Below are 23,322 nucleotides of genomic sequence, written 5' to 3'. Positions count from 1 at the left end.
TTACCACCTATAATTTTAATATCGCTTTTACTTTTTCTATATTTTCTTTAATAAGATCACTATATTTTCTAAAGTCATTTAATATTTTTTTACTATTTTCTTCTTCGTAGTCCTCATAAAAATTTTTCTTATATTTTTCTAGAACATACTTTTTAAATTTTTTAGTTACAATCCATTTTAACCTATAAGCATCAAAATCTATTAAGTAGAGTTCGTTATCTTTACCTATCAACGCTCCTCCTAGATTATAATCTGTTGGATAAATTTCATTTTCTAAAAGTAACAAAAAGTATTCGAAAAAAATTTTTAAATGTTTCTTAGTTCTTTGACTTTCGTTAAACGGAGTTCCTAAATCTTTGGTTACATACAATGATTCCCTTTCGAAAAAAGAGATCCTATTTACTAAAACTACAAGAGGTTGTGCATGAAGAATACCTATTTTTTTTAATTTTTCCGATATATATTTATAGTGTTCTGCTCTATCTCTGGTTACTCCAAACGCTATTCCTCTTTTTCTTTGTTTATGTGGTCGATATTTTTTTATATAATATATTTCTCCATCTATTTCTTCGATATAAACATTTCTTCTACCGTGATAATCTCTTAAACACTTTTTCTTTTTTAGTTCTCCAGAGTCAAAATAACCTCTAAAATAATCTCCGTCTAACATTTTTTTCTCCACCTCATCTATTTTTAATTAATCCCTCTTACTATTTCATTCATGTATTAAAGTTTCAATATTTTATATGACTTTCTTAATTTCATAGCTATGGGAAAATCTTTTTTTACTTATTTACCTTATACTATTTTTTTCATTAAGCTAATGTTTTCTTTAGCTTTCTCTATTTTTTTATCTCTCTCATCAGTTTTTTCTATATTTTCGGCAGATAAAAACTCTTTAAATTTAACTGAAAGATTTTTTATTTTATCCACTTTTATAGAATATTTATCTTCGAACATATCAAAACACCTAGAAAGTTTAGGACTATAAGAAATTCCGAAAACTTTCTTTTTTAAAATTTTTCCGATAAGATACCCATGAAGTCTAGAAGTCAAAACAATGTTACTTTCACCAATAATAGCTAGTTTTTCTTTTAAATTTTCAGCCTTTGAAAGAACCACACCTTCAACTTCATCTAAAATATATTTATTAAGCTTAATGTCTTTAGAATTTTGAGTATTCACTAAAATAACTTCATAATTCTTGGACAACATTTTTAATGTTCTTACTATATTTTCTTTATACTTTTCATATGTTTTTGATTCAAGGTAAGAATCTTCAAAAAAATCTCTTAAAAGAACCACTATTTGATTTTTTTTCACATCAGAAACATATTTCGAAAAATCTAAGATATAACTTAAATCTTCTGTAAGATATATATTTTTAATTCCGTATCTATTCAAAGTGTCAAAACTTTTTTCATCTCTGAGAGTAATTAGATCAAAATTTTTCATATACTTTTTTTGTTTATCCGTGTTATCGAATGAATCTACTCCAACCCCAATAAAGCCAGTTTTTTTTCTAAATAATTTAGCAATTTTAAATTCCCTATATTTAGGAGTTTTACTATTATCTATTATAGTTCCACCACACCAAAAAACTCCTCTACTAAACAAAATTATTTTAATAAAATATAATATTTTTAAGAGTTTTTCTCCTGTTTGATATGTTTTTATATTTACATTTTCAAGATGTTCATAGCTCCTCTTTTTATCTCTTGATGATAAGAGTAAGTTTATTCCATATTCTCTAAATTCTTTAGAAATAACTTCTACAAAAATATCATCTCCAAAGTTTTCCATTCCATAATATCCCATCACAGTAATTTTAGGCCTTTTCAACTCTTTCTTCAGATATTTTAAGTACATTATAAAAAATAAACCTGGAAACTCTTTCTTTATAATACTTTTATCTATTTGATATTTTTTATAGGACCAATAATAATGAAAAATTATATCACGTGCTTGTTTTTTTAAAACCTCTTTATTAATATCCCCAGTTGTCTTAGAATAAAGAAGAAGCTCTTTATATACTTTTTCTATATCTTTAACTTTATCTAATGAGGTAGCTGAACTCATTAAGGACTTTTCATTTTCAGTTCTATAAAAATAGTGTCCTAAATTATTGTAGAATATTCTTTTTGATTTTGAAAAAACTTTGTATACAAAAATTAAGTCTTCTCCTATTTTAATATCTTTATTAAACCTAAATTTATTTTGTTCAATAAGTTCTCTTTTGTATAACTTATTCCATATGACACCGTTTTTATTCATTCTAACATTTTTAAAATCAATCCACTTTTCCCTATCTAGATCTCTTATTATATAATCTTTTACCTGCTCTCCTTCAAACTGTTTTGCCGAACCAATAATAACATCAGCTTCTTTTTCTTCAATGCTTCTGACTAGATCCTTAATCCAATTTGAAGAGATATAGTCATCTGCATCTATAAAAGCGACATATTTACCATTGGCGTTGTCTAAACCTTTATTTCTAGTTTCAGAAACCCTTAAGTTTTTTTCATTTTTTAAATAAACTATCCTTTTATCTTCCACCATATATTTTTTTATTATCTCTTCACTATTATCTGGCGAACAGTCATTTATAACAATAATTTCTAAATTACTATACATAGAATTAACTATCGAATCCAAGCATTTACCTATATATTTTTCTACATTATACACAGGTATAATAATACTTACTAAAGGCTTTTCCATAAAACGCACTCTCCTACAACTATATTAAATTTCTTTTTTTATAATAAAGGTCTTTAACTTTTCTCATTTTGGGGGAAATCCACCTCTATTTTCTAATTTAAACTCTTACACGTAATTTTATCCTCACCTAGAGGCGTTTCTACTCCGTATTCACATCTGTAATTCTTTTTAGATATTTCTTTTTTTCTTTTTATATAATATTCATCGTTAGCACTTACTTTTTTAGTAGGATCAAATGGATGATACATATGAATCATGTCTTCGCTGAATTTTATAGGCTTGGACTCTATCCCTGCTTTGAATAATCTATTTCCAAAGTCATCATCCTCTTTTCCCCATCCTTGATATTTCTCATCAAATCCATTAACTTTTATAAAATCTTTTTTAGAAACTACAGAAAATAACCCCACTATTTTTGCACCTCTTGTTTTTAACTTTATTTTATGGAGAAAGCTTCTAAATCTATCTTTTTTAAAAACTTTTTCTATGTTATTCAATTTTTCTAGGTCTTCCAATTCATTTATAATAGAAGAATATTTATCATTTTCATCTATTTTTTTTTGTATATTAATTCTTTCTTCTTTGTTTGTCATATACGCTTTGGCCATTAAAAATTTATTTTCCTCAAGATTATCTGATATTTCTTTTATAAAATTTTTTCCGAAAATAATATCCTGGTCTAAAAATACTACCCAATCTGATTCTGAAACTCTAACACCATTATTTCTACTTTTAGCTAGTCTAAACCCCCTATCCTCTTGGTAGACATGCTTTACTTTAAACTTACATTGCGGAATTAAATCTTCTATATATTCCATGAGTTTTTCATTTGATCCATCATCTGCAAAAACAAGTTCCTTTACCTCTATGTTTTGCTTTAAAAGACAAATAATTAAATTTCTAGCATATTCGAGCCTATTATATACAGTAACTATTAAACTTATTTCTTTTTTCATAAAATCTCCTTCTCTAATAATGTTTTTTTCAGCATATCTATGACTCATCTATGTTTTTTTCCCACTCTTTGTACCCTAAAATTCCTAATCCTGCGTACAGTAATTGCTGTACCTGTGGATAATGTATTGGCGATTCAAAAAAGCCATAAATGACCATAGAAATAAAACTTGTAAAAACAATCAAATTATACTCATCTTTAACTTTAAAATTATTTTTTAATATTAACCCCATTAATATCAAAAATCCTAGTATACCTATAGTTCCGTTTTCACTCAATATTTCAACATAATCATTGTGTGCATGATAAAATGTGTTACCACGTTTATTTGTATATTTATACTGTTTTAATCCTATTCCAAACTTATTTTTTTTCCAAGTTTCAATACCATATTTATACATATCGATTCTGGTAGAATTACTTGAATTTTTTAAACTAATGATACTTTTTACCCTGTTTTTATACATGAGATTTGTCTTTAAATTTAAAGTTCCTAGTACTAGTATTCCTGATAAAAATAACATTAAAATTCCAAACTTTGATTTTTTTATTGCAATTAAAATAATTAATACACCTAATATCGATAACCAGCTAGATCTGCTCTGTGTTAGAATAATTACATATATTGATACTCCTAATGTTCCTAATAAATATATATATTCAATTTTTTTTCTTTTGAAAAACAGCAACGTCAGTGCTCCTGCTATATATATACAAATCCACATGGTATATACCCAAAGCTTGTAACCAGCAGAAATTCTAATACCATAATTCCCTTTTAGCCATCCAAATTTTTCAGCTATCCCTAAACCCAACAACCTTAATAATCCCGTCGATACTAATATCAAAAAAATGTTTTTTTCTTGTTTATTAAAACTGTATTGACCTAAAATAACTACCAATAGCCATGCTCTTAAAGCTCTCTCGAATAATTTAATAACCCCTAAAGCATCTTTTGAAAAAAAAGCACCTGCTATTATCCCTATAAAAAATAAAACCAAACCTATTTCATAACCAGTTTTTTTATACCCAGTTTTTTTTACTTTAAAGATAAATAATATTAATAACAAATAATATATTACATTTAAAATTTTAGCTTCACTCATTAAGAATGGTGCCAAAATATAAATCAATATTAAAGTATATTTTTTTAAAAAACTTTCACTTATCATTTTTCCCCCGCTTTTAACAACATAATTAATTTTTTATATAACCTATCACAATTATTTTGATCTCTAAATTTAAAAAAATTATCTACTTTTTCACTATAATTTTTCTCTAATTTAAAATCTTTTTCCAGATATTCTATTATTTTTTCTACTACTTTTTCTTCGTTTTCAGTTCTAAATCCAAATAAATCTTTTTTCACATCAATATATCCTGCTTTTTCTCTTACTTTTAAAAAATTTTCATAATCAAATTGGTAAAAAATTACAGGTTTATTTAAATAAGCAAAATCAAAAGCTACACTTGAATAATCTGTTATCATTAATTTATTTTCTTTTAATAACTTCTGAAAATCTTGTTTTTCTTGTTCTAATATTCTTATATTCTCATTTTCAAATTTTTTAAACAAATTACTATATTGTTGAAAATTCTGATGTAAATATAAATTTAATTTTACACCGTGTAAACTTAATAGTTCGTTTAATTTTTTATTTTTTAATAGATTCCCTATCTGATAAAAAAAGTCAGAATTTTTAAATTTGTTTTCGTTACTGTCTATTTTTTTTCTAAAAGTTGGCATAAATAATATACTCTTATTCTCAAATTTTCTGTTTTTAAGTAAGTTATCCATTCTTGGTAATCCTGTCAAAAAAACCTCTTCAGCTCTATATTTAAGATCATTGACAACTATTCCCTTTTCAAACCTAGAGCTAACAACAAATCCATCTTTCAATTCAAATTTTAATTTGTTATATTCTTTTTCAACATTTTTAATTGCAATTATTCCATGCTGTAACATTATTTTTTTAGCACGAATCATTTTTTTTGTATGTTTTTTTAAAATTCCTAATTCCCTAGGAACCATCCATAAACCATGAGTAGATAAAATCATTTTTGCTTGAAACATATAAAGTATATGTTTTATACTCATATATTTTACTACATTACCTAATTTTGACACTTTAAAATAATCTGGTGATGATTCCTTGATTAAATAATAAACTTTTTTTTGGGGATAATTTTTTCTTATATATTTAAAAAAATGATATCCATTATCTCGAGCTTGTTTTTCTGTCTCACATATTAACCATATATTTTTTCGTTTTTTTAAAAATAATATATATATCATTTTTAGGAATTCAACATAGATTGTTATAGGTATAATTTTTAGTTTATTCTTTAGTTTGTTTTTTATATCCATGATTCCCCCAGTTTAACTAAATTTTCAATTCTATCTCCTCAATCTCAAATTCATTTACATTCGCTTCTTCGTTTTCTCCTAAACCTGGTTTAGCATAAACCTGCTTTACCTTAGCCGAATTTGCTCCCCACACAAGACTATTTAACTCTCCAGATCCTTCATCCGATCTATAAATGGCTACCATCTTTTTATCTAAAGCAACTCCTAGATGAACTATGGAAGTATCTGGTGTAATTATAAAATCAGATACCTTGATAATTGATGCTGTATCCAAAATAGAACCTATGTTTTCATTTAGACAAACCCTCTTTGTATCCATATCTTCTACTATTTTTTTCAGTTCTTCCAATTTATTTGGCGAATATACAAAAGTTACTGCTGTGTCTTCTTCTTTTAATATTACTCCTACTATTTCCTTAATTTTATTTTTATTTAAAGTCCTGTATTTACTTGCACCATAGGGATTTATACAGATCAATTTTTTTTCTTTTATTCTCTCTCTAAATTCCATTCCAAATTTTAAGTTTTCCTCTGAAAGGTGAATATCATAGGATAGATCCGGATTTTTTATTCCTAATATTTTTAGATATTCTTTATATCTATCAGTTATATGTTTATCTGTCACTCTATACTCTACAGACACGTCAAACAAACTCCAGTCAGCTTTATTCAGCCCCATATTGACCCTAGCCCTGCACAGATTGATAAACTTCATCTGCTTCACCCTCAGCATCTCAGAAAAATCAATTAAAAGATCATACTTTTCAGTAGATATCTCATTGGCTAAGTTTTTTAATTCCCTGTCAGATTTACTGTAATCATAGATCTTGTCCACGTGAGGATTATTGGCTATAACCTGCCTGTTAGCTCCTCTGGTAACTACACCGATCTTTATCTGGGGGTATACCTTCTTTATCTCTCGAAACATCAGGGTATTTATTATCATATCCCCGATCTTTCCATCATTTCTTATAAATAAAATAGATTTTATATCCAGATTTTTTATAAGATTATTGTCATTTTTTATCTTTTCTTTATTAGTCTTTTCTTGCTTTTTCCGATCCCACAAAAATCTTCCTAAAGCCAATCTCTTAGGTCTAAAAAAATCCTGTAACTTTCTATTTAATTCCCTAATTCCCATGATTTCACCATTCCTTTTTTAGTCTTTCACCTTAGAAACTATAGCTTCTACTATCTCTTCCTTTGTCTCATCTGTATAGCTGTCAAAAAATTTATGTTTATAATCTTCCTTTTTATCCCTGTCAGGAACTATATAGGTTACATCCCTATGCCCAAACACTCCCCATCTAAGAGGTGATTGAGTTTTTTTATTGGGATAGATAGCTACAATGCTCTTTTTCAACGATCCTGCTATATGAGTCGGCCCTGTTGATCCCCCGAAATACACATCTGCTTTATCTATCATAGCTGCCAGATTTAAGAGGTCTCCTCCGTTGGCATACAGATGCACCCTCTCGCTTTCTATACCATCTAAGATCCTCTGTCCTCTGTCCTCTTCCGATATATGACACGTCAATACCACATTTAGATCTGCAATCCTATCTAATACAGCCTTTATTAATTCTATATACTCTTCATCGCTAATATTTTTAGCACTTCCTCCCATAAATGGATTTATTACCAATATCGGAGATTTCATTTCCTTTTCTGCTAAGAATATTTCCACTGCTTTTCTGTGTTTTTCCTCATAATAGATCTCTGTATTTAGCTCAAACAGGTCATCAAATTTTTTACAATCTAATTTTTTTACCAAATCAAGGTTGTACTCAGCTTCATTTTTAATTGACTTAGATCTTTTTTGCAGAACACCTTTGTTGTATACAAAAAATGACTTTATTTTTGATAATGGACCTATTTTAACCTTAGCGCCACTGGCCTTGGCTAGCTGCATAACAAATTCATCGTTATATAGAGCTATAAATACATCTGTTTTAAAATATTTTATTTTTTCTATCAATTCTACCCTTCTGTAATCATCTATTTTAACTACTCTATCGATATAGGGTAGATTTTTCACAATCTCATAGTTATATTTTCTTACCAAAACTATTATCTCAGCATCTGGATACATTTTTTTAACCATAAAAAAACTGGGGATTGACAACACCAAATCCCCTATCTTATCCGTTCTAGATATTATGATCCTTTTTATATCTTTCATAACTTAGCTCCTCAAAACTATAATTAATTTTATTCTTATTTTATACTTGTTTTTTCCATCTCTCTCAGCTTAAAATATTTAGTCATAGTATACATTCCACTAAATAACGCTATTATCAAGCCCTCTATACCATCTAAAAATCCCAATCTAAATATATACATCCTTATAAATTTAAAAAATGGATTTATTACTATATTAAAAAAACTGGATTTTTTACCTCTTTTGACATACTCTTCTGCTCCCAATGTAGTATATCTGTCAAATCTGGTTATATAATCACTCAAAGTCAGGTATGTATGATGGTATATCTTCTCTTTTATTTTACCTTTAGTCGACCTTGTTTCAAATTCCTCATGAACCAAGTTATCACTTACCCTTACACTGCCCTTCTTCCACAATCTGGTAGCATATTGATTGGACCACCCGCCATATTTCAATTCTTTTCCAAAACATACTGAACACCTGTTTATATCATAGACTTCATATTTATTTTTTCCCTCTATTATATTTTTGATAATTTCTTTTAATTCTTTACTTATTACTTCATCTGCATCAATTAGTAGGATCCATTCCCCCTTACATTTGTCTATAACAGAGTTTTTTTGAGGACCAAATCCCTTCCAATTTTCAGTGTAAACCGTAGCTCCTTTAGACTTAGCAATCTCTACAGTGGTGTCCGAACTGTTACTGTCTACAATTATTATCTCATCAGCTAATTCCCTAATAGCTTCTAGAGTTTTTCCTAAAATTCGCTCTTCATTATATGTTATTATACCTACCGATAATTTCATATTTATTCACTCCATTTTTTTTCATCATTCTCTAGATTATACCATATATATATTTAAATTTATATATACAAAAAAACACCCCGAAGGGTGTTAAAATTTATAGTTGGCTGGGCTGGCAGGATTCGAACCTGCGCATGACGCAGTCAAAGTGCGTTGCCTTACCGCTTGGCGACAGCCCAACATGTTTACTATATATATGGTGCCGCTTATCGGAGTCGAACCAATCACCTACTGATTACAAGTCAGTTGCTCTACCAGATGAGCTAAAGCGGCATACATATGTTTATAATTTAATGGCGGGAGTGACGAGACTCGAACTCGCGACATCCTGCGTGACAGGCAGGCACTCTAACCAACTGAGCTACACCCCCATAAATTATAAAGTTTTAAATGGTGCTCACAACTGGACTTGAACCAGTGACCCCCTGCTTGTAAGGCAGGTGCTCTCCCAACTGAGCTATGCGAGCTTATTACAATTTGGTACTCCGTAGGGGAGTTGAACCCCTCCCGCTTGAGTGAAAACCAAGAATCCTAACCGATAGACGAACGGAGCAAATTGTAATGGTGCCTTGAAATGGATTCGAACCATCGACCGCTCGGGTATGAACCGAGTGCTCTAGCCAACTGAGCTATCAAGGCATATTTTGGTGGAGATAAGCGGGGTCGAACCGCTGACCTCCGCAGTGCAAGTGCGGCGCTCTCCCAACTGAGCTATATCCCCAAAATGGTACGCCTAAGTGGACTTGAACCACCGACCTCACGCTTATCAGGCGTGCGCTCTAACCAGCTGAGCTATAGGCGTAGATGGTGGTTGGAGAAGGATTTGAACCTTCGAAGGCTGAGCCGGCAGATTTACAGTCTGCTCCCTTTGACCACTCGGGAATCCAACCACACAATGTGTGTATAAATGTTTTAAATGGTGCCTAGGGCGGGACTTGAACCCGCACGTCCACAGAGGACACGGGATTTTAAGTCCCGTGCGTCTACCGATTCCGCCACCCAGGCATAATCATTTAGAACAATTATTTGTTTGTTTGTTTGTTTATTTCATTTGGTAGTCCGTAGGGGAGTTGAACCCCTCCCGCTTGAGTGAAAACCAAGAATCCTAACCGATAGACGAACGGACCACACTTTGAAATAAATGGTGGATCTAGCTGGAGTTGAACCAGCGACCACTCGGTTATGAGCCGAGTGCTCTAACCAACTGAGCTATAGATCCATATATGGTGAACCTGAAGGGATTTGAACCCCTGACCCACGCCTTAGAAGGGCGTTGCTCTATCCAGCTGAGCTACAGATTCATATATGGTGCGCCACACAGGGTTTGAACCTGTGACAACTCGATTAAAAGTCGAGTGCTCTACCAGCTGAGCTAGTGGCGCTTATGGAGCGGGAAACCAGGTTCGAACTGGCGACATTCAGCTTGGAAGGCTGACGCTCTACCAACTGAGCTATTCCCGCATACATATATGGTTATTCAATTGTTTTGGTGGCGGGAGCAAGATTTGAACTTACGACCTTCGGGTTATGAGCCCGACGAGCTACCAGGCTGCTCTATCCCGCGACATGGATTTGTGTTTTAAATGGTGCCTAGGGCGGGACTTGAACCCGCACGTCCACAGAGGACACGGGATTTTAAGTCCCGTGCGTCTACCGATTCCGCCACCCAGGCATAATCATTTAAAACGTTTATTCTTTTCGTCTGTGAGTTCGTTGCGTTTTTCGCTTTCCCTCGCGGACAAGAAGAAGTATACCGTGTTTACAACTTTTCGTCAACACTTTTTTTTGTTTTTTATGAAGTTTTTTTTAAGTTTTTTTTGCAAAAACTCTCAAACCCACATTTTTCACAGGTTTCGTTGTTTTTGATAAAAAAAATTTTTTTATTTTTTTTTATTTCACCTATTAATTTTTTTAATTTTTTTTTATTTGTTTCGTGTTTTTTTTCATTATATCCTATAAAAATTTTATTTTCAGGGTAATTTAATTGAAAATATTCCATACTGATATCCTCTATTTTCATCTTTGGAAAAACTTTTTTTAAATTTTCACCTAAAAGAAACATATAAACTTTTGTCTGAATATCCTCCTCCATAACCCCTATGTTATATGGCTTTTTATTTGTTTTAAAATCCACTATCTTTATTTTATCCTCTTCTATAACAAGAAGGTCATATTTAGCCATAAGCCTGATTTCATCTCTATCCTGCCTTATCTCAAATTCAGTCCTGTAATCTATCTCTTCAGGATATCTTTCTTCCAATACATCCATCCATTCCAAAAGCTGATCATCTTCTATATAGAAGTAATCTTTCATCCCATTAAAATACCTTTCAGCTAAGATATGAAAATTAGTACCCCTCTCTATATTCTTTTTTAATTCAGGATCTATCCCCTTTCCTGATATACCATCTATATAGATATACTCAAACATCTTTGGACATCGTTCATATATTCCCAACGAATTTTGACTATAATAAAAAGATTTATCCATATATTTTCAACTCCTTTTGTTTAAAAAATTCCTAAAGTAGGGTTGATTCATGAATTAACCCCACTTTATATTAATTGACTCTGCTGTTTATAAACTTCTCTATCTCCCCTAAATAATACACTCCATTTTCTGCATTTCCGCTAATCATGAGATATTCTTTGGCTCTGGTTATCCCTACATAGAGCAGTCTCGTATTTTCTGCCAGTTTCTCCAACTTATTCTTTACTATCCCTACCTCTGTCTCTCTATCTACAAATTCCCTCTCGAACTCTTTTTCTACAAAAATTTGAGGATACTCATACTCCTTCTTTAAATAGTAACACTGGCCATAATTAGTTTCATTGAGATGGACAGGAAAAGTCCTGTTATCCACTCCTACCAAATAAACAAAATCCCATTCCATTCCCTTACTTCTATGATAGCTAGATAAGGTTATCTTGAATTTTTCCTTATTTTCTAAAACACCTTCCTCTTCCACAGCCTTAGCCATATAACTAAATTCACTATTCTTTGCTTTTTTTAAATTAGAAGCCAGGTCCAGTAAGCTCCATTTAGGATTATATTTCAATATTTTTTTCAGGTCATAGGATATTTTTTCTATCAACAGTCGTTTTTCCCCATGAATTTCAAATATCTCACCTATAAAAACAATCACCTTTTCCAGGGAACTCTGATTTAGATCCAATACAGCCCGGATTTTTTTCAAAACAGCTTTATATTTTTTCAATGAAAGTTTATCTAATTTGGGATACTCTTCACCATAAAGAATATCCTCCAAAAGATTTGACCTTATAAATTGGGATATTTTTTCCCTGACATCCCTTTCATCATCTGCAAAAAAATTATCTTCCAGGAGTTTAATCAGCCTTTTATTTTCAAACGGCCTAGCCAGATATTCTAAAAAATCTCCTAAAAAATTCATAAGTTCCAGCAGACTCTCTGGAATATCACTGAGAATCTGAAAATCTATCTTTTTTCTCCTAAATATCCTGGCCACTTCATCTATCCTGTAATTAGTAGGCAACAAGATCCCTATACTTTTCTCGGGATATTTTTTTATAAATCCCTCTATCCCCCTTATCAGCCTCTCCCTTTCCTCTTCCCATCCCAAAACTTTTATGGTTTTAACTCCATATCCATCTATCTTTGGATTAGAAGGTGTCTCACTCTCCAATACAGGCTTTATAATCTGTGGCTGCAATGCTGACCTCACCTTTTCAAGTGGATGCTTTAGAGTCACTATTTGTACCAGATGGTTAGCTATCTCTATTATACTCCTGGTACTTCTACCAGCAGTAAACATCTCCACCTTTGGGTTAGATCTTATAAACTTTTTAAAAATTTCAGGGGAACTGGAAGTAAACGTTCCCAATATACTCTGATTAGGATCTCCTACTTTAACTAAATTCCCATTGGATATCAAATTTATTATCTTATTTTGAAGGAGGTTACTGTCCTGGGCTTCATCTTCAAAAATATATCTATATCTTAATTTCAGTTCCTCTACTAAGGCAGGGGTTTGTTTCAACAATTTATAGGCATAGAATAATATATCATCATAATCCAAGATCCCATCTTTTCTACACTTCATATCATATCTATAAAACAACTCTCCTACGACCCTCAATAAACTGTCTTTTCTGTATTTTTTACTGTAACTATACAATCTTTTAGCTGTCATTCCCTTATTTTTCATCACACTGATCATCTTTAGGGTTAAATTGACCAGTTCCTTATCCCATCTGACCTGTATCCCGTTTCCATTATATTTAAGATCTAAAAATGAATCTAAATCTTTTGATTTTTCCCTTCTGTACTCCATCACAACCAAGCTCATCAAATAATATCTATTGGCATCTGTCATAGTCTGGAACCCCTCTGTTATCCCCACACTGTCCCCATGTTCCCTTAAAAGATCCGAGCCCACCTTATGGATGGTTTTTATTTGAAATTTTCTATAGAGCTCATATTCGCCTCTTTTTTGAAGGAGTTCCATTATTCTATGTTTAAAGTTATTTACAGAAGAGTTCATATAGGTTAAGATCAAAATTTCCTCTTCATCTCCTAATTTTTTAACTAATTTAGCAGCTAATCTGCTGAGGATAAATGTCTTACCTCCTCCAGGAACTGCCGGGATAGCCATCTTTCCAGATGTATAATTCATAATCAATTGCTGTTCCCGTCTATATCTAATCTCCTCCATAAACTCCTCCCATCCTTTTCTCTTTTTTTAAATTATATATTTTTTTTATTCCAACTCCTAATTTTAATTTCCACCCTTGAAAAACGAATCACTTTTAACCATCAAAAACTTAAATTTTACGCTTGAATTTTAATCGTTAAAATTATATACTATCTTCAACAATAAGAGAAAAAAATCACATAGAGTGGTTGAGGAGGATTATAACATGAGATATAGAGTCGTTTTAGAAGAGAAAAAAAAGAACAAAGTTGAAATAAAGACAGTAACTTGCCACGTAGGAGTAAAGGGTAATATCGAGGAATATGCTAACTATTATTCATATGACAACAAGTCAACAATCTTAAGTGTCTATAAATAAGTTATTACAAAGGAGGCTTTGCCTCTTTTTTTATACTTAAAATACAGATGATTTCAAAAATATAAATAAATAAAATTAAATACCTTATATTCAAGAGGAAATTTAATTTTTTATTTAATAAGTTTATGGTATACAATAGTATTAAGATATTGTTTATATTTCAACTCAGAAATTCAAGGAGGGATTTATGAAAAAAATTATATTTTTATTTTTAATTATCTTTAGCGTTATTACTTTTGGACAGAAGCCTTTAGTGGTAGGAATGGAACTGGCTTATCCTCCATTTGAAACTACCGATAAATATGGAAATCCAAGTGGTTTTAGTGTAGACATGGCCACAGATTTAGGAGAATATCTAGGCAGAGAAGTTGTCATCGAGAATATGGCATATGGAGGTCTTATCCCTGCACTTAGAACTGAAAAAATTGATATCATCTTATCATCTATGAGTATCACAGATAGGAGAAAGAGATCCATCAATTTTTCCATTCCCTATGCAAAATCAAATCTTGCAATTTTAGCCAACCAAAACAGCGGGATAAAGGATCCTATGGATCTGAATAAAAAAGGCAAGAAAGTAGCAGTAAAGAAAGGAACTACAGGTCATGTAGTAGCAATGAAGACCTTTCCTAAAGCCGATATCTTAGTCTTTGAAAAGGAAACTGCCTGCATCTTAGAAGTTACCCAGGGAAAGGTGGATGCTTTTATATATGATCCACTGACAATTTTAAAAAATTGGAAAAAAAATAAAAGCACTACTGAACCTATCTTAAAACCCTTTGAAGAAACTCCTCAATATTGGGCTATTGCATACAGTAAAAATAACAACGAATTAGGAGAAAAAATAAATAAATTTATAAAGAGTTATAAAAAAGATGGAAGTTTAGATAGATTAGCTGACAAATATCTTGCTGAACCTAAAGAGGAATTTGAAAAAAGAGATATACCTTTTTTCCTATAACATATGAAAATTAAAGATTTATTCTATGCCAAAGATGATAAATTCGATATAACTTTGTCAGCAAAAATAGTTAATACTACATTCATCTTACTCATAGGAATTATATTTTGGAACTATGCTTTCAGCAGATTAAACTATGAATCTCAGGGACTTTCAGTTTTTTTAGAATTTAAATATAAATTTATTTTTGGTTTTTTCATAACCATTATGATATCTATTTTTTCTTTAATTTGCAGTCTAATCATCGGCAGCCTTTTAGCTATGGGTCAAAAAAGCAGATTTTTGCCCCTTCATTATTTTACTAAGATCTTCATCGAGATAATCAGAGGAACCCCTCTTATTGTCCAAGTTTATCTGTTTTTCTATGTCGTTGGAACGGCCTTGAACATAAACAACCGTTATATTATGGGGGTCCTCATTATGGCTACCTTTTCCGGTGCATATGTTGCAGAAATTATCAGAGGCGGAATAGACAGTATCGACAAAACACAGATTGAATCCGCCAAAGCTTTGGGGTTTACCAATTTTCAAAAATATAGATATATCATCCTGCCACAGGTTATAAAGAGGGTTATGCCTCCCCTTGCAGGACAGTTTGCGTCCCTTATTAAGGATTCATCACTTCTATCTATAATTGCAGTAAATGAATTTACAAAAAATGTCCAAGAAGTGGATTCCATTACATTTACTCCCATTGAAAATTATGCAGTATTAGCTCTAGGATATATCTTATTGACATATCCTATCTCCCACCTGTCAAAAAAATTAGAAAAGAGGTTTTCATATGGAGATTAATATATCAAATTTAAATAAAAAATACGGTGACCAGGTTGTTCTAAATAATTTAGAGCTGGATATAAAGGGAGTTCATTCCCTGGTTATTATCGGCCCTTCCGGGGGAGGGAAATCTACCCTCCTGCGAATATTAGCAGGGTTAGAAATCCCAGAAGAAGGGGAGATCACCATAAATAACAAAAATCTCTTATTTAAAGAGGCTGAGCTCCACAACTATAGAAAAACCATAGGAATGGTGTTTCAGGCATTTAATCTTTTTCCCCACCTGTCAGCGATAAATAACATCACACTGCCTTTGGAAAAAGTCCATAAGATCAAAAAAAATGAAGCAAATCTAAGAGCCAGAACTCTATTGGACAGATTTCAATTGGGAGAGCACGGTCATAAGTATCCATCACAGCTATCAGGGGGACAGCAACAAAGGGTAGCAATAGCCCGGGCTGTTGCTCTAGATTCTCAATTTTTACTCCTGGATGAGCCTACTTCAGCACTAGACCCAGCTCTGACCTCTGAGGTCTTAGACAGCATCTTAGAGTTAAAAAAAGAGAAAAAAGATCTAATACTGGTTACCCACGAGATGGGCTTTGCCAAAAATGTAGCAGATTATATCCTCTTTATCGATGGAGGTAAGGTTGTAGAAGCCGGGGAAGCTGATTCTATGTTTAGTAATCCCCAGACACCGGAATTAAAAGAATTTTTAGGAAAAACGTTAAAATATTAAAAAAGCTACGTGACGCTGCATCCAAACAAGTATAATTTAGTTTTTTATAATTACTAAGAATATCGGTAAAGCCAATCTCTGGTGTAGTTTCCTATCGTATAAAAAAAGATATTTCTTCATTGTTTCCAATGCAGAAATATCTTTTTTTAATTCCCTGTTATCACTCACAATAACTACGAGTTCTTTTATTTTTATTCCCATCCTGATAACTTTTTTATCTCTATCCCCTTCTCCTCATATACCAATTTAGCCAAATACTCCCTGTCTGTATAGAATAATATCTTTTTCTTTTTCGTGTGCTTTTTTATAAAATATTCTACCCTGCAGGCCTGGGATTTTGTTTTTGTCTCCCACAGAGAGAAGAGTTCAAATGGTCCCCTTCCCCTGGTATATTTAGCTCCTTCTCCATTCTTGTGAGCCTCCATCCTTTTCTCTACATCATTGGTTATGCCCGTATAGACACTTCCATCTCCACATCCCAGCATATATACATAATACATCTATCCACCTCTATTTTTAGCTCTATTTTTACAAAAACATTTATTACTTAAGTTTTTTTCACTATTTTTTTACCTATAAATAAAGTATAATATAAGTCTATACCAATTGTAAAGATTGGGGTTTATTGTATTTTATTAGGAGGATTTTTATGGATGAATTTAGCTGTGGAAGGCTGCAGAAAGCTAAAAAATTAACCTTTGCATTGGCTCTTGCCATTCTTACGGTTTTTACTTATTTTGTTTTTATTGATAAAACAAATATCATTATCGGATTAAAGAATATAGTTACATCTCCCTCTACCCTGATAACAGATTTCTTGGTTATCGGAGGATTAGGAGCTACATTTTTAAATGCATTCAGTTTATTTATTTTCAATTTTATCCTGGTTAAAAGTTTCAGACTAAAGATCAGCGGTTTAGTTCTGGCTGCTTTTTTTACTGTCTTTGGATTCTCATTCTTTGGAAAAAATATATTTAATGTCCTGCCAATCTATCTAGGTGGAATCATGTATGCAAAATTTGAGCACTTAGACTTCAAAACAGTTTTACCTACAATTATGTTTACCAGTGCATTGGCGCCATTTATCAGTGCCATGGCATTTAGTTCAGGTACATTTGAAGAAGCCTATCTCTTAGCTATGATCTTAGGTATAGTTATAGGGTTTATCGCCACTCCCCTAGCCAAAAAAATGATCTCATTTCATGAGGGATTCAACCTTTATAATTTAGGGTTTACCGGTGGACTTTTAGGAGCTGTTATCACCTCTATCCTTAAGGCTTATGATTTTGATATAGAGCCCCAAAAATTAATTTCAATTAAATATCACCTGGTGCTTTTAATCACTTGTTCCATGGTATTTTTACTTATGATCTTAGTAGGATTCTATATCAATAAAAATAGTTTCAAAGGCTACAAAGAACTATTAAAATGTGATGGTTTAAAATCTGATTTCACAGAAAAATACGGATATGGACTTTCATTTATCAATATGGGGATCAACGGGTTTATCTCTATTGCCTTTATCCTCCTTGTAGGAGAAACTCTGAGTGGACCACTCTTAGCAGGAATCTTAACGATCGTTGGTTTTTCAGCTTTTGGAAAACATCCCTTAAATATCACACCTATCCTTTTCGGAGTTTGGTTAGCTGGTGTAACCACTGAAGTGGATAAATTTGTTTTAGTTCTTTCAGCCCTGTTTGGTACTGCCATGGCTCCAATTTCAGGGGTCTATGGCCCTCTTTGGGGTATAGCTGCAGGATGGCTGCATATGTCAGTAGTTAGAAATATAGGTGTTGTCCATGGTGGATTAAATCTATATAACAATGGTTTTTCTGCTGGTATAGTAGCAGGTGTTTTACTACCTATCATCCGTACTTTTACAGATAGAAGAAATAAATTTAAGGATAAATATTTCTTAAAACGTCAAGAACTCTATAAAAATTTATATTCAGAAGAAGATTTAGATTGATCTCTTGTTTTTTCTATATATTTAACCTATACTCATACTAATAACTAAGTTTTTATAATACAAAAACTCAGTCAATAATTTTTTTTAGAGGGGGAAGTTATGGAATTTAAAATTGTAGGTATCAAGTTAGAAAATCGAAATGAAACTGCTCTTCAGGTACAAAACACCCTTACCGAGTATGGATGTTATATCAAGGTAAGATTAGGGCTTCATAATCTCAATGAACAAGTCTGCTCACAGGATGGTTTAATTTTATTAGAGTTAGTTGCCGAAAACAATATTATCGATAAATTTTTAGAAAAATTAAACTCTATTCACGGAACAACTGCTAAAAAAATGTTCATATAAAAATTAAAATAAATAAAAGATAGCAGTCAATTAAAAACATTGACTGCTATCTTTTTTAAGTTAACTTCTTTCCCCTTGCAATATATTCAGTGTGTAGAAGTTTATGAGCACTATGCCCTCCAGGACCATCTTTTAGAAAATTTTCATATAACTCTATAACTGCCGGGTTTTTATAGGATTTTTTTATGGTAGATTTTTTATCTTCTCCATAAATTGCCTGAGCCCTAGCCTTTCTTACCTCCTCATTTGTAGGAATCGGCTGACCTCCTCCTCCTAAACATCCTCCAGGACAGGCCATAAATTCTATAAAGTGACACCCGCTGAACTCTCCGCCAGATTCAATATTTTCTATGACCATCTTAGCATTGGCAGTCCCATGGCATACAGCTATCTTCAATGTAACACCCTTTAAAAAATCAAAACTATCAAAATATGGTTTTAAAAGTCCCGGAACTTCCCCTACCTTATCAATAGTCAATTCAGCATATTTTACTTTTTCAAACCCTCTTACTACCTTTATCTCTCCTGCTGCAAATACCGACTCTATCTCTTTTCCTGTAACTAATTCATAGATTGTCCGTATAGCTGACTCCATAACTCCACCTGTAGCTCCAAAAATAACTCCAGAACCACTGATACCACCAAAGGGATCATCAAATTCAGATTTTTCTAAGTTAGGCAGATCTAATCCTACTTCCTTAAACATCTTCCCTAGTTCCCTGGTTGTCAAACCATAATCTATGTCCCTGTAACCCGAATCACACATCTCTTCTCTGCTTGCTTCAAACTTTTTAGCTGTACACGGCATTAGAGCTACTGTCACTACATCTTTTGGATCGATATTGTTTTTTTCACAATAATAAGTTTTTATAATACTTCCAAACATCTGCTGGGGACTCTTGGCAGTGGATAGATTCTCTATATATTTGGGATTGAAATGCTCCAAATATTTTACCCACCCTGGAGAACACGATGTAAACTGGGGTAAAGCTTCATTCCCACCCTCCATTAAATTTTTTTTCAGTCTCAAAAGAAGTTCTAATCCCTCCTCTATAATGGTCAAATCAGCACTGAAGCAAGTATCGAATACCCTGTCAAATCCGCAGTATTTTAATCCTGTATTTATCTCTAAAGTCAGACTTTTACCAGGGGCTAATCCAAATAACTCCCCTATTCCTGCTCTAGGTGCCGGAGCTGTCTGAATAACCACATGTTTATTTTTATCTTCCAATGCCTTCCACACTTCCTCAGTTTGATCTTTTTCGTGTAAGGCACCGGTAGGACATCTATTCACACATTGCCCACAGTTAATACAGATAACATCCTCCATATTTCTATCTCCAAAGGTTGAGATATAACACCGGTCTCCTCGTCCCTTCACTCCAAAAACTCCTACCTCCTGTAGATCCACACAACTCCTCACACATCTTCTGCAAAGGATACATTTATCCATATCTCTCACTATAGACATACTACTGCAGTCCACTGGTTTTACCGTCTTATTCGGGTGTCCAAAGGGATATTTAGTGATCCCGTAATCTTCTGCCAAGTCCTGCAGCTCGCAATTTCCGTTTCTTATACAGGAATAACATTCCCCCACATGATTAGCCAGCATAAGATCCAGTATATGCCTTCTGGCTTTTCTGATCTTATGACTGTGTGTTTTCACCTCTATCTCCCTTTCTATAGAGTAAGAGCAAGATGCCTGCAGAGTTTCCATCCCTACCACTTCTACCAGACAAATCCGACAGATCCCCGCAATACAGAGGTCCTCATGATAACATAGAGTAGGTATCTTTATCCCCAAAGATCTAGCTACCCCCAAGATAGTTGTTCCCTTTTTTACTGTCCGTTCCCTTCCATCTATAACTATATCTATTAGTTTTGTCTCACAGGCCTTATCCTTATTTTCACAGGCCAGCCTTATTTTTTCTGCCTTGCTTGCCCTACATTCACTCATCGTTTTCCTCCTTTGGTAACCTTCCTAAGATCTCATCTTTAAAATTTTCTATGATAGATATAAATGCATTGGGACTGGACTGCCCCAATCCGCACTTGGAAGAAATTTTTATAGTTTCAGCCAGATCCATCAACTCCTCCAAATATGCAATAGAACACTTTCCTTCCTTTAAAAGCTTCAATCCATTAGATAATTTTCTATTTCCCTCCCGGCAGGGGGTGCATTGTCCACAACTTTCATCTACAAAAAAATCCATAAAATTTTGGGCAACTTCCAGCATATCCCTGTCTTCGTTAAATAAGATAATTGAACCTCCTGTAGGTACCGCTTCAAAAGCTATCCTATTTTCAAAATCTCCTACCTTAACACATTGCCCTGCCGCTCCTCCTACTTGTACCGCCTTTATATTTTTAGCCCCTACCCTTTCTATTAATTTTTCTATAGTTATCCCAAAGGGAAGTTCATATATTCCTTCATCTTCACAATCCCCAGAAACACTAAAAAATTTAGTTCCTGTAGATTTAGAAGTCCCATATTTCTTAAAAAATTCTACACCATTTTTAAAGATTAAATTTATATCTAAAAAAGTTTCCACATTATTCACTATGGTAGGTTTATCATAAAAGCCTGTATCTACCGGATAGGGCGGTCTATTTCTAGGCTCCCCTCTCATCCCTTCCAATGATTCAATTAAAGCGGTTTCCTCACCACATATGTAGGCACCTGCTCCCATCCTTATCTCAATATCAAAATCAAATCCTTCTATCCCCAATATACCCTTTCCCAATAATCTATTTTTTCTCCTGTCTTCTATAGTTTTTTCTATTATCTCTTTCAGATAAAAATATTCTCCCCTGAGATATATAAATCCCCTTTCGGCTTTTATTATATGAGCACCTATAGTCATCCCCTCTATTACCTTACCGCAATGTTTGTGCAGGATATACCTGTCTTTAAACGTTCCCGGCTCCCCTTCATCTGCATTACAAACTATATATTTAGGTTTTTTCTCCTGTTTATAAGCTAACTTCCATTTAAAAAAGGTAGGAAATCCTGCTCCACCTCTTCCCCTTAGGTTAGCTGCCTCTATCTCTCCTAATAAGTCATCAGATGATTTTTTCACCACTTTTTCAAGCACTTCACCATCTTTAAATTTCCCTTTAAGCAGAGGTCCCTCTATCTGAACATTTGAAATTATCGTATCTTCAAATTTTTCATCTAAATTATTATTTTTACATGCATTTATTATTGAAGGGATATCTGAGGGTTTTACTTTTGAGATCAATTTTTTATCCACCATCAAAACCGGTCCCCTATCACACATTCCTAAACAATTGCAATATTCCAGAGAAAATAAACCATCCTGAGTAGTCTCTCCAAAACCTATCCCCAGTTCATTTATAAGTTGTTTTTCCAGTCTTTTTTTTCCCTTTAAATCACATGAAATTGTTTGGCATAACCGAATTGTGTGCTTACCATTTTTTTTATTTAAAAAACTATAAAAAGAATAAACTCCCTCTACTTCTGTAGGATGGATTCCTAAACTGTGAGCCAACTCCTCCATAATACCTTCTCCTACCTCTCCATATTCATCCTGTAATTCATTTAGTATTGGAAGTATTGATGATTTTTCCAAAGAATATTTGTGTATCAATTTTTTCAATGATCTTTTCATCGCTTCTTTTTTTAATTTTTCCATAGATCCCCCTTATTATATTTATCCAACAACTCATTTTTTTTATAATCTCTTAAAGAATAAAGAAATTGTTTTAAAAAATCATTTGCAAACTCCTCCATCCTTTCCCTGTGCCCACCCTTCCAATAAATTTTTTTACATATAGTACACCTGAAAAATTCATTGTAATATTTTCTTGTAAGAGGCTCAAGCTCTTCTATTATCTCTTCCTTGTCTGCCTTTTCCAATATACCGTTACAACTGATACACCTCAAAAAAGGTTTAATCTTTGGCAAAATATCAAAATTTAAAAATATTTCCCTTAACTGCTCCTTCGATTCATTTGATTTAATTAAATAACCATATTTCACTACTCTTCTTTTTAATATACCTCTATCCCTTGTGAGAATCACCCTTCCCTCTTTCAAGGCTGTTTTCACAATTTCTTCATCGGAATAATAATTCTCATACAGGGTATCTATACCAAAAATTCTCAAATATTTAGCCAGCCTTCCAAGATGTACATCCAGAATAAATTTTTTAGGATAATTTATCAAATTTTGAAACTTTGCTTCTTCTATATCATTGAATGCAGGATATACTTCAATCTTCTGACCATCTTTTAATATATACGAAGATTCCTCCCTCTTACTATCTATTAGTATCATCCCAACCTCAGTATGCGGTATTCCCTGTGCCTCGATGAGATCTTTTACACTCTGCCTCAGCTTTAACTCCAAAGATAATTCTTTATCCCTTCGTCCTTTTTTTAACAGCTTATTTAAAGAACTATAAAATTTAATATTTATTCTGCCCATACCTCC

General features: G+C 32.6%; 21 protein-coding genes and 17 tRNA genes. 6 read left to right on the top strand and 32 right to left on the bottom strand.

The window, feature by feature from the left end; translation table 11 throughout:
* Positions 1 to 7 precede the first annotated feature (7 nt).
* From NRK67_07575 to NRK67_07445, 27 genes are all read right to left on the bottom strand, one after another.
* Positions 8 to 670 carry a hypothetical protein gene (locus NRK67_07575; GenBank protein ID UUV19298.1) on the bottom strand — a complete coding sequence of 221 codons (663 nt, stop codon included), beginning with the start codon at positions 668 to 670 and terminating at the stop codon, positions 8 to 10.
* Between the two features lie 128 nt (positions 671 to 798).
* Complete coding sequence (locus NRK67_07570; protein UUV19297.1) at positions 799 to 2,721, bottom strand: glycosyltransferase; 1,923 nt, start codon at positions 2,719 to 2,721, stop codon at positions 799 to 801.
* 92 nt (positions 2,722 to 2,813) lie between these two features.
* Positions 2,814 to 3,677, bottom strand: a complete 864-nt coding sequence (locus NRK67_07565; GenBank protein UUV19296.1) for a glycosyltransferase — start codon at positions 3,675 to 3,677, stop codon at positions 2,814 to 2,816.
* 37 nt (positions 3,678 to 3,714) lie between these two features.
* Positions 3,715 to 4,848: an O-antigen ligase family protein gene (locus NRK67_07560; GenBank protein ID UUV19295.1), complete on the bottom strand. Its 1,134-nt coding sequence runs from the start codon at positions 4,846 to 4,848 to the stop codon at positions 3,715 to 3,717.
* A complete protein-coding gene (locus NRK67_07555; GenBank protein ID UUV19294.1) occupies positions 4,845 to 6,044 on the bottom strand; it encodes a CDP-glycerol glycerophosphotransferase family protein in 1,200 nt (399 codons plus the stop codon). Before NRK67_07555 ends, NRK67_07560 begins: the two co-directional genes overlap by 4 nt.
* A gap of 16 nt (positions 6,045 to 6,060) precedes the next feature.
* Positions 6,061 to 7,185, bottom strand: coding sequence for a glycosyltransferase family 9 protein (locus tag NRK67_07550; protein UUV19293.1), 1,125 nt, complete (start codon positions 7,183 to 7,185; stop codon positions 6,061 to 6,063).
* Between the two features lie 18 nt (positions 7,186 to 7,203).
* Positions 7,204 to 8,226, bottom strand: coding sequence for a glycosyltransferase family 9 protein (locus NRK67_07545; protein ID UUV19292.1), 1,023 nt, complete (start codon positions 8,224 to 8,226; stop codon positions 7,204 to 7,206).
* A gap of 35 nt (positions 8,227 to 8,261) precedes the next feature.
* Positions 8,262 to 9,017 (bottom strand): glycosyltransferase family 2 protein, encoded by a 756-nt coding sequence (locus NRK67_07540; GenBank protein UUV19291.1) that lies wholly within the window; start codon positions 9,015 to 9,017, stop codon positions 8,262 to 8,264.
* Between the two features lie 104 nt (positions 9,018 to 9,121).
* A tRNA-Gln gene (locus tag NRK67_07535) sits at positions 9,122 to 9,196 on the bottom strand.
* A gap of 18 nt (positions 9,197 to 9,214) precedes the next feature.
* Positions 9,215 to 9,290, bottom strand: a tRNA-Thr gene (locus tag NRK67_07530).
* A 21-nt stretch (positions 9,291 to 9,311) separates the two neighbouring features.
* Positions 9,312 to 9,388: transfer RNA gene (locus NRK67_07525), tRNA-Asp, on the bottom strand.
* 20 nt (positions 9,389 to 9,408) lie between these two features.
* Positions 9,409 to 9,484: transfer RNA gene (locus NRK67_07520), tRNA-Val, on the bottom strand.
* Positions 9,485 to 9,495: 11 nt separating this feature from the next.
* Positions 9,496 to 9,570: transfer RNA gene (locus tag NRK67_07515), tRNA-Glu, on the bottom strand.
* A 9-nt stretch (positions 9,571 to 9,579) separates the two neighbouring features.
* Positions 9,580 to 9,656, bottom strand: a tRNA-Met gene (locus tag NRK67_07510).
* 6 nt (positions 9,657 to 9,662) lie between these two features.
* Positions 9,663 to 9,738: transfer RNA gene (locus NRK67_07505), tRNA-Ala, on the bottom strand.
* A gap of 4 nt (positions 9,739 to 9,742) precedes the next feature.
* Positions 9,743 to 9,819, bottom strand: a tRNA-Ile gene (locus tag NRK67_07500).
* Positions 9,820 to 9,822: 3 nt separating this feature from the next.
* Positions 9,823 to 9,907 (bottom strand) — tRNA-Tyr (locus tag NRK67_07495).
* A 27-nt stretch (positions 9,908 to 9,934) separates the two neighbouring features.
* Positions 9,935 to 10,022 (bottom strand) — tRNA-Leu (locus NRK67_07490).
* A gap of 47 nt (positions 10,023 to 10,069) precedes the next feature.
* Positions 10,070 to 10,144, bottom strand: a tRNA-Glu gene (locus tag NRK67_07485).
* A 15-nt stretch (positions 10,145 to 10,159) separates the two neighbouring features.
* Positions 10,160 to 10,236 (bottom strand) — tRNA-Ile (locus tag NRK67_07480).
* A 5-nt stretch (positions 10,237 to 10,241) separates the two neighbouring features.
* A tRNA-Arg gene (locus NRK67_07475) sits at positions 10,242 to 10,318 on the bottom strand.
* Between the two features lie 5 nt (positions 10,319 to 10,323).
* Positions 10,324 to 10,399, bottom strand: a tRNA-Lys gene (locus NRK67_07470).
* A gap of 3 nt (positions 10,400 to 10,402) precedes the next feature.
* A tRNA-Gly gene (locus NRK67_07465) sits at positions 10,403 to 10,478 on the bottom strand.
* A gap of 26 nt (positions 10,479 to 10,504) precedes the next feature.
* Positions 10,505 to 10,581 (bottom strand) — tRNA-Met (locus NRK67_07460).
* A 20-nt stretch (positions 10,582 to 10,601) separates the two neighbouring features.
* Positions 10,602 to 10,689: transfer RNA gene (locus NRK67_07455), tRNA-Leu, on the bottom strand.
* Positions 10,690 to 10,809: 120 nt separating this feature from the next.
* A complete protein-coding gene (locus NRK67_07450) occupies positions 10,810 to 11,508 on the bottom strand; it encodes a PD-(D/E)XK nuclease family protein (protein ID UUV19290.1) in 699 nt (232 codons plus the stop codon).
* A gap of 70 nt (positions 11,509 to 11,578) precedes the next feature.
* Positions 11,579 to 13,711, bottom strand: coding sequence for an ATP-dependent helicase (locus tag NRK67_07445; GenBank protein ID UUV19289.1), 2,133 nt, complete (start codon positions 13,709 to 13,711; stop codon positions 11,579 to 11,581).
* A gap of 205 nt (positions 13,712 to 13,916) precedes the next feature.
* Between NRK67_07445 and NRK67_07440 the strand changes: the two genes are divergently transcribed.
* From NRK67_07440 to NRK67_07425, 4 genes are all read left to right on the top strand, one after another.
* Complete coding sequence (locus NRK67_07440) at positions 13,917 to 14,069, top strand: hypothetical protein (GenBank protein ID UUV19288.1); 153 nt, start codon at positions 13,917 to 13,919, stop codon at positions 14,067 to 14,069.
* A gap of 187 nt (positions 14,070 to 14,256) precedes the next feature.
* Entirely contained in the window at positions 14,257 to 15,030 is a 774-nt protein-coding gene (locus tag NRK67_07435; GenBank protein UUV19287.1) for a transporter substrate-binding domain-containing protein, read from the top strand.
* Positions 15,031 to 15,033: 3 nt separating this feature from the next.
* Positions 15,034 to 15,825: an amino acid ABC transporter permease gene (locus NRK67_07430; GenBank protein ID UUV19286.1), complete on the top strand. Its 792-nt coding sequence runs from the start codon at positions 15,034 to 15,036 to the stop codon at positions 15,823 to 15,825.
* The gene (locus tag NRK67_07425; GenBank protein ID UUV19285.1) at positions 15,815 to 16,546 is read left to right on the top strand and encodes an amino acid ABC transporter ATP-binding protein; all 732 of its coding nucleotides are present in this window, start codon (positions 15,815 to 15,817) and stop codon (positions 16,544 to 16,546) included. Before NRK67_07430 ends, NRK67_07425 begins: the two co-directional genes overlap by 11 nt.
* 36 nt (positions 16,547 to 16,582) lie before the next feature.
* Here NRK67_07425 and NRK67_07420 read toward each other — a convergent pair whose 3' ends face one another.
* Both NRK67_07420 and NRK67_07415 read right to left on the bottom strand, forming a co-directional pair.
* Complete coding sequence (locus NRK67_07420) at positions 16,583 to 16,747, bottom strand: hypothetical protein (protein UUV19284.1); 165 nt, start codon at positions 16,745 to 16,747, stop codon at positions 16,583 to 16,585.
* Complete coding sequence (locus NRK67_07415) at positions 16,738 to 17,046, bottom strand: GIY-YIG nuclease family protein (GenBank protein UUV19283.1); 309 nt, start codon at positions 17,044 to 17,046, stop codon at positions 16,738 to 16,740. The genes NRK67_07420 and NRK67_07415 overlap by 10 nt, the downstream gene beginning before the upstream one ends.
* Before the next feature lie 149 nt (positions 17,047 to 17,195).
* Between NRK67_07415 and NRK67_07410 the strand changes: the two genes are divergently transcribed.
* Positions 17,196 to 18,515: a DUF1576 domain-containing protein gene (locus NRK67_07410; protein ID UUV19282.1), complete on the top strand. Its 1,320-nt coding sequence runs from the start codon at positions 17,196 to 17,198 to the stop codon at positions 18,513 to 18,515.
* Positions 18,516 to 18,614: 99 nt separating this feature from the next.
* On the top strand, positions 18,615 to 18,863 hold the full coding sequence (locus NRK67_07405) for a hypothetical protein (GenBank protein ID UUV19281.1): 249 nt from the start codon (positions 18,615 to 18,617) through the stop codon (positions 18,861 to 18,863).
* Between the two features lie 55 nt (positions 18,864 to 18,918).
* On the opposite strand, the gene NRK67_07400 is transcribed toward NRK67_07405, so the two are convergent.
* From NRK67_07400 to NRK67_07390, 3 genes are read right to left on the bottom strand one after another with little or no spacing between them, the layout of a single operon-like run.
* Entirely contained in the window at positions 18,919 to 20,823 is a 1,905-nt protein-coding gene (locus NRK67_07400; GenBank protein ID UUV19280.1) for a [FeFe] hydrogenase, group A, read from the bottom strand.
* A complete protein-coding gene (locus NRK67_07395; GenBank protein UUV19279.1) occupies positions 20,816 to 22,522 on the bottom strand; it encodes an NAD(P)H-dependent oxidoreductase subunit E in 1,707 nt (568 codons plus the stop codon). The genes NRK67_07400 and NRK67_07395 overlap by 8 nt, the downstream gene beginning before the upstream one ends.
* On the bottom strand, positions 22,510 to 23,316 hold the full coding sequence (locus tag NRK67_07390; GenBank protein UUV19278.1) for a Mut7-C ubiquitin/RNAse domain-containing protein: 807 nt from the start codon (positions 23,314 to 23,316) through the stop codon (positions 22,510 to 22,512). The genes NRK67_07395 and NRK67_07390 overlap by 13 nt, the downstream gene beginning before the upstream one ends.
* Positions 23,317 to 23,322: the final 6 nt, after the last annotated feature.

This window comes from Fusobacteria bacterium ZRK30, from assembly GCA_024628785.1.
Classification (GTDB): Bacteria; Fusobacteriota; Fusobacteriia; order Fusobacteriales; family Fusobacteriaceae; genus Psychrilyobacter.
This window is presented reverse-complemented; position numbering and strand designations above follow the sequence as displayed.

What these genes read in the sequence shown, in the direction of transcription:
- NRK67_07575 (UUV19298.1), bottom strand. Translation starts at nt 670, where the DNA reads ATGTTAGACGGAGATTATTTTAGAGGTTATTTTGACTCTGGAGAACTA.
- NRK67_07570 (UUV19297.1), bottom strand. Translation starts at nt 2,721, where the DNA reads ATGGAAAAGCCTTTAGTAAGTATTATTATACCTGTGTATAATGTAGAA.
- NRK67_07565 (UUV19296.1), bottom strand. Translation starts at nt 3,677, where the DNA reads ATGAAAAAAGAAATAAGTTTAATAGTTACTGTATATAATAGGCTCGAA.
- NRK67_07560 (UUV19295.1), bottom strand. Translation starts at nt 4,848, where the DNA reads ATGATAAGTGAAAGTTTTTTAAAAAAATATACTTTAATATTGATTTAT.
- NRK67_07555 (UUV19294.1), bottom strand. Translation starts at nt 6,044, where the DNA reads ATGGATATAAAAAACAAACTAAAGAATAAACTAAAAATTATACCTATA.
- NRK67_07550 (UUV19293.1), bottom strand. Translation starts at nt 7,185, where the DNA reads ATGGGAATTAGGGAATTAAATAGAAAGTTACAGGATTTTTTTAGACCT.
- NRK67_07545 (UUV19292.1), bottom strand. Translation starts at nt 8,226, where the DNA reads ATGAAAGATATAAAAAGGATCATAATATCTAGAACGGATAAGATAGGG.
- NRK67_07540 (UUV19291.1), bottom strand. Translation starts at nt 9,017, where the DNA reads ATGAAATTATCGGTAGGTATAATAACATATAATGAAGAGCGAATTTTA.
- NRK67_07450 (UUV19290.1), bottom strand. Translation starts at nt 11,508, where the DNA reads ATGGATAAATCTTTTTATTATAGTCAAAATTCGTTGGGAATATATGAA.
- NRK67_07445 (UUV19289.1), bottom strand. Translation starts at nt 13,711, where the DNA reads ATGGAGGAGATTAGATATAGACGGGAACAGCAATTGATTATGAATTAT.
- NRK67_07440 (UUV19288.1), top strand. Translation starts at nt 13,917, where the DNA reads ATGAGATATAGAGTCGTTTTAGAAGAGAAAAAAAAGAACAAAGTTGAA.
- NRK67_07435 (UUV19287.1), top strand. Translation starts at nt 14,257, where the DNA reads ATGAAAAAAATTATATTTTTATTTTTAATTATCTTTAGCGTTATTACT.
- NRK67_07430 (UUV19286.1), top strand. Translation starts at nt 15,034, where the DNA reads ATGAAAATTAAAGATTTATTCTATGCCAAAGATGATAAATTCGATATA.
- NRK67_07425 (UUV19285.1), top strand. Translation starts at nt 15,815, where the DNA reads ATGGAGATTAATATATCAAATTTAAATAAAAAATACGGTGACCAGGTT.
- NRK67_07420 (UUV19284.1), bottom strand. Translation starts at nt 16,747, where the DNA reads ATGGGAATAAAAATAAAAGAACTCGTAGTTATTGTGAGTGATAACAGG.
- NRK67_07415 (UUV19283.1), bottom strand. Translation starts at nt 17,046, where the DNA reads ATGTATTATGTATATATGCTGGGATGTGGAGATGGAAGTGTCTATACG.
- NRK67_07410 (UUV19282.1), top strand. Translation starts at nt 17,196, where the DNA reads ATGGATGAATTTAGCTGTGGAAGGCTGCAGAAAGCTAAAAAATTAACC.
- NRK67_07405 (UUV19281.1), top strand. Translation starts at nt 18,615, where the DNA reads ATGGAATTTAAAATTGTAGGTATCAAGTTAGAAAATCGAAATGAAACT.
- NRK67_07400 (UUV19280.1), bottom strand. Translation starts at nt 20,823, where the DNA reads ATGAGTGAATGTAGGGCAAGCAAGGCAGAAAAAATAAGGCTGGCCTGT.
- NRK67_07395 (UUV19279.1), bottom strand. Translation starts at nt 22,522, where the DNA reads ATGGAAAAATTAAAAAAAGAAGCGATGAAAAGATCATTGAAAAAATTG.
- NRK67_07390 (UUV19278.1), bottom strand. Translation starts at nt 23,316, where the DNA reads ATGGGCAGAATAAATATTAAATTTTATAGTTCTTTAAATAAGCTGTTA.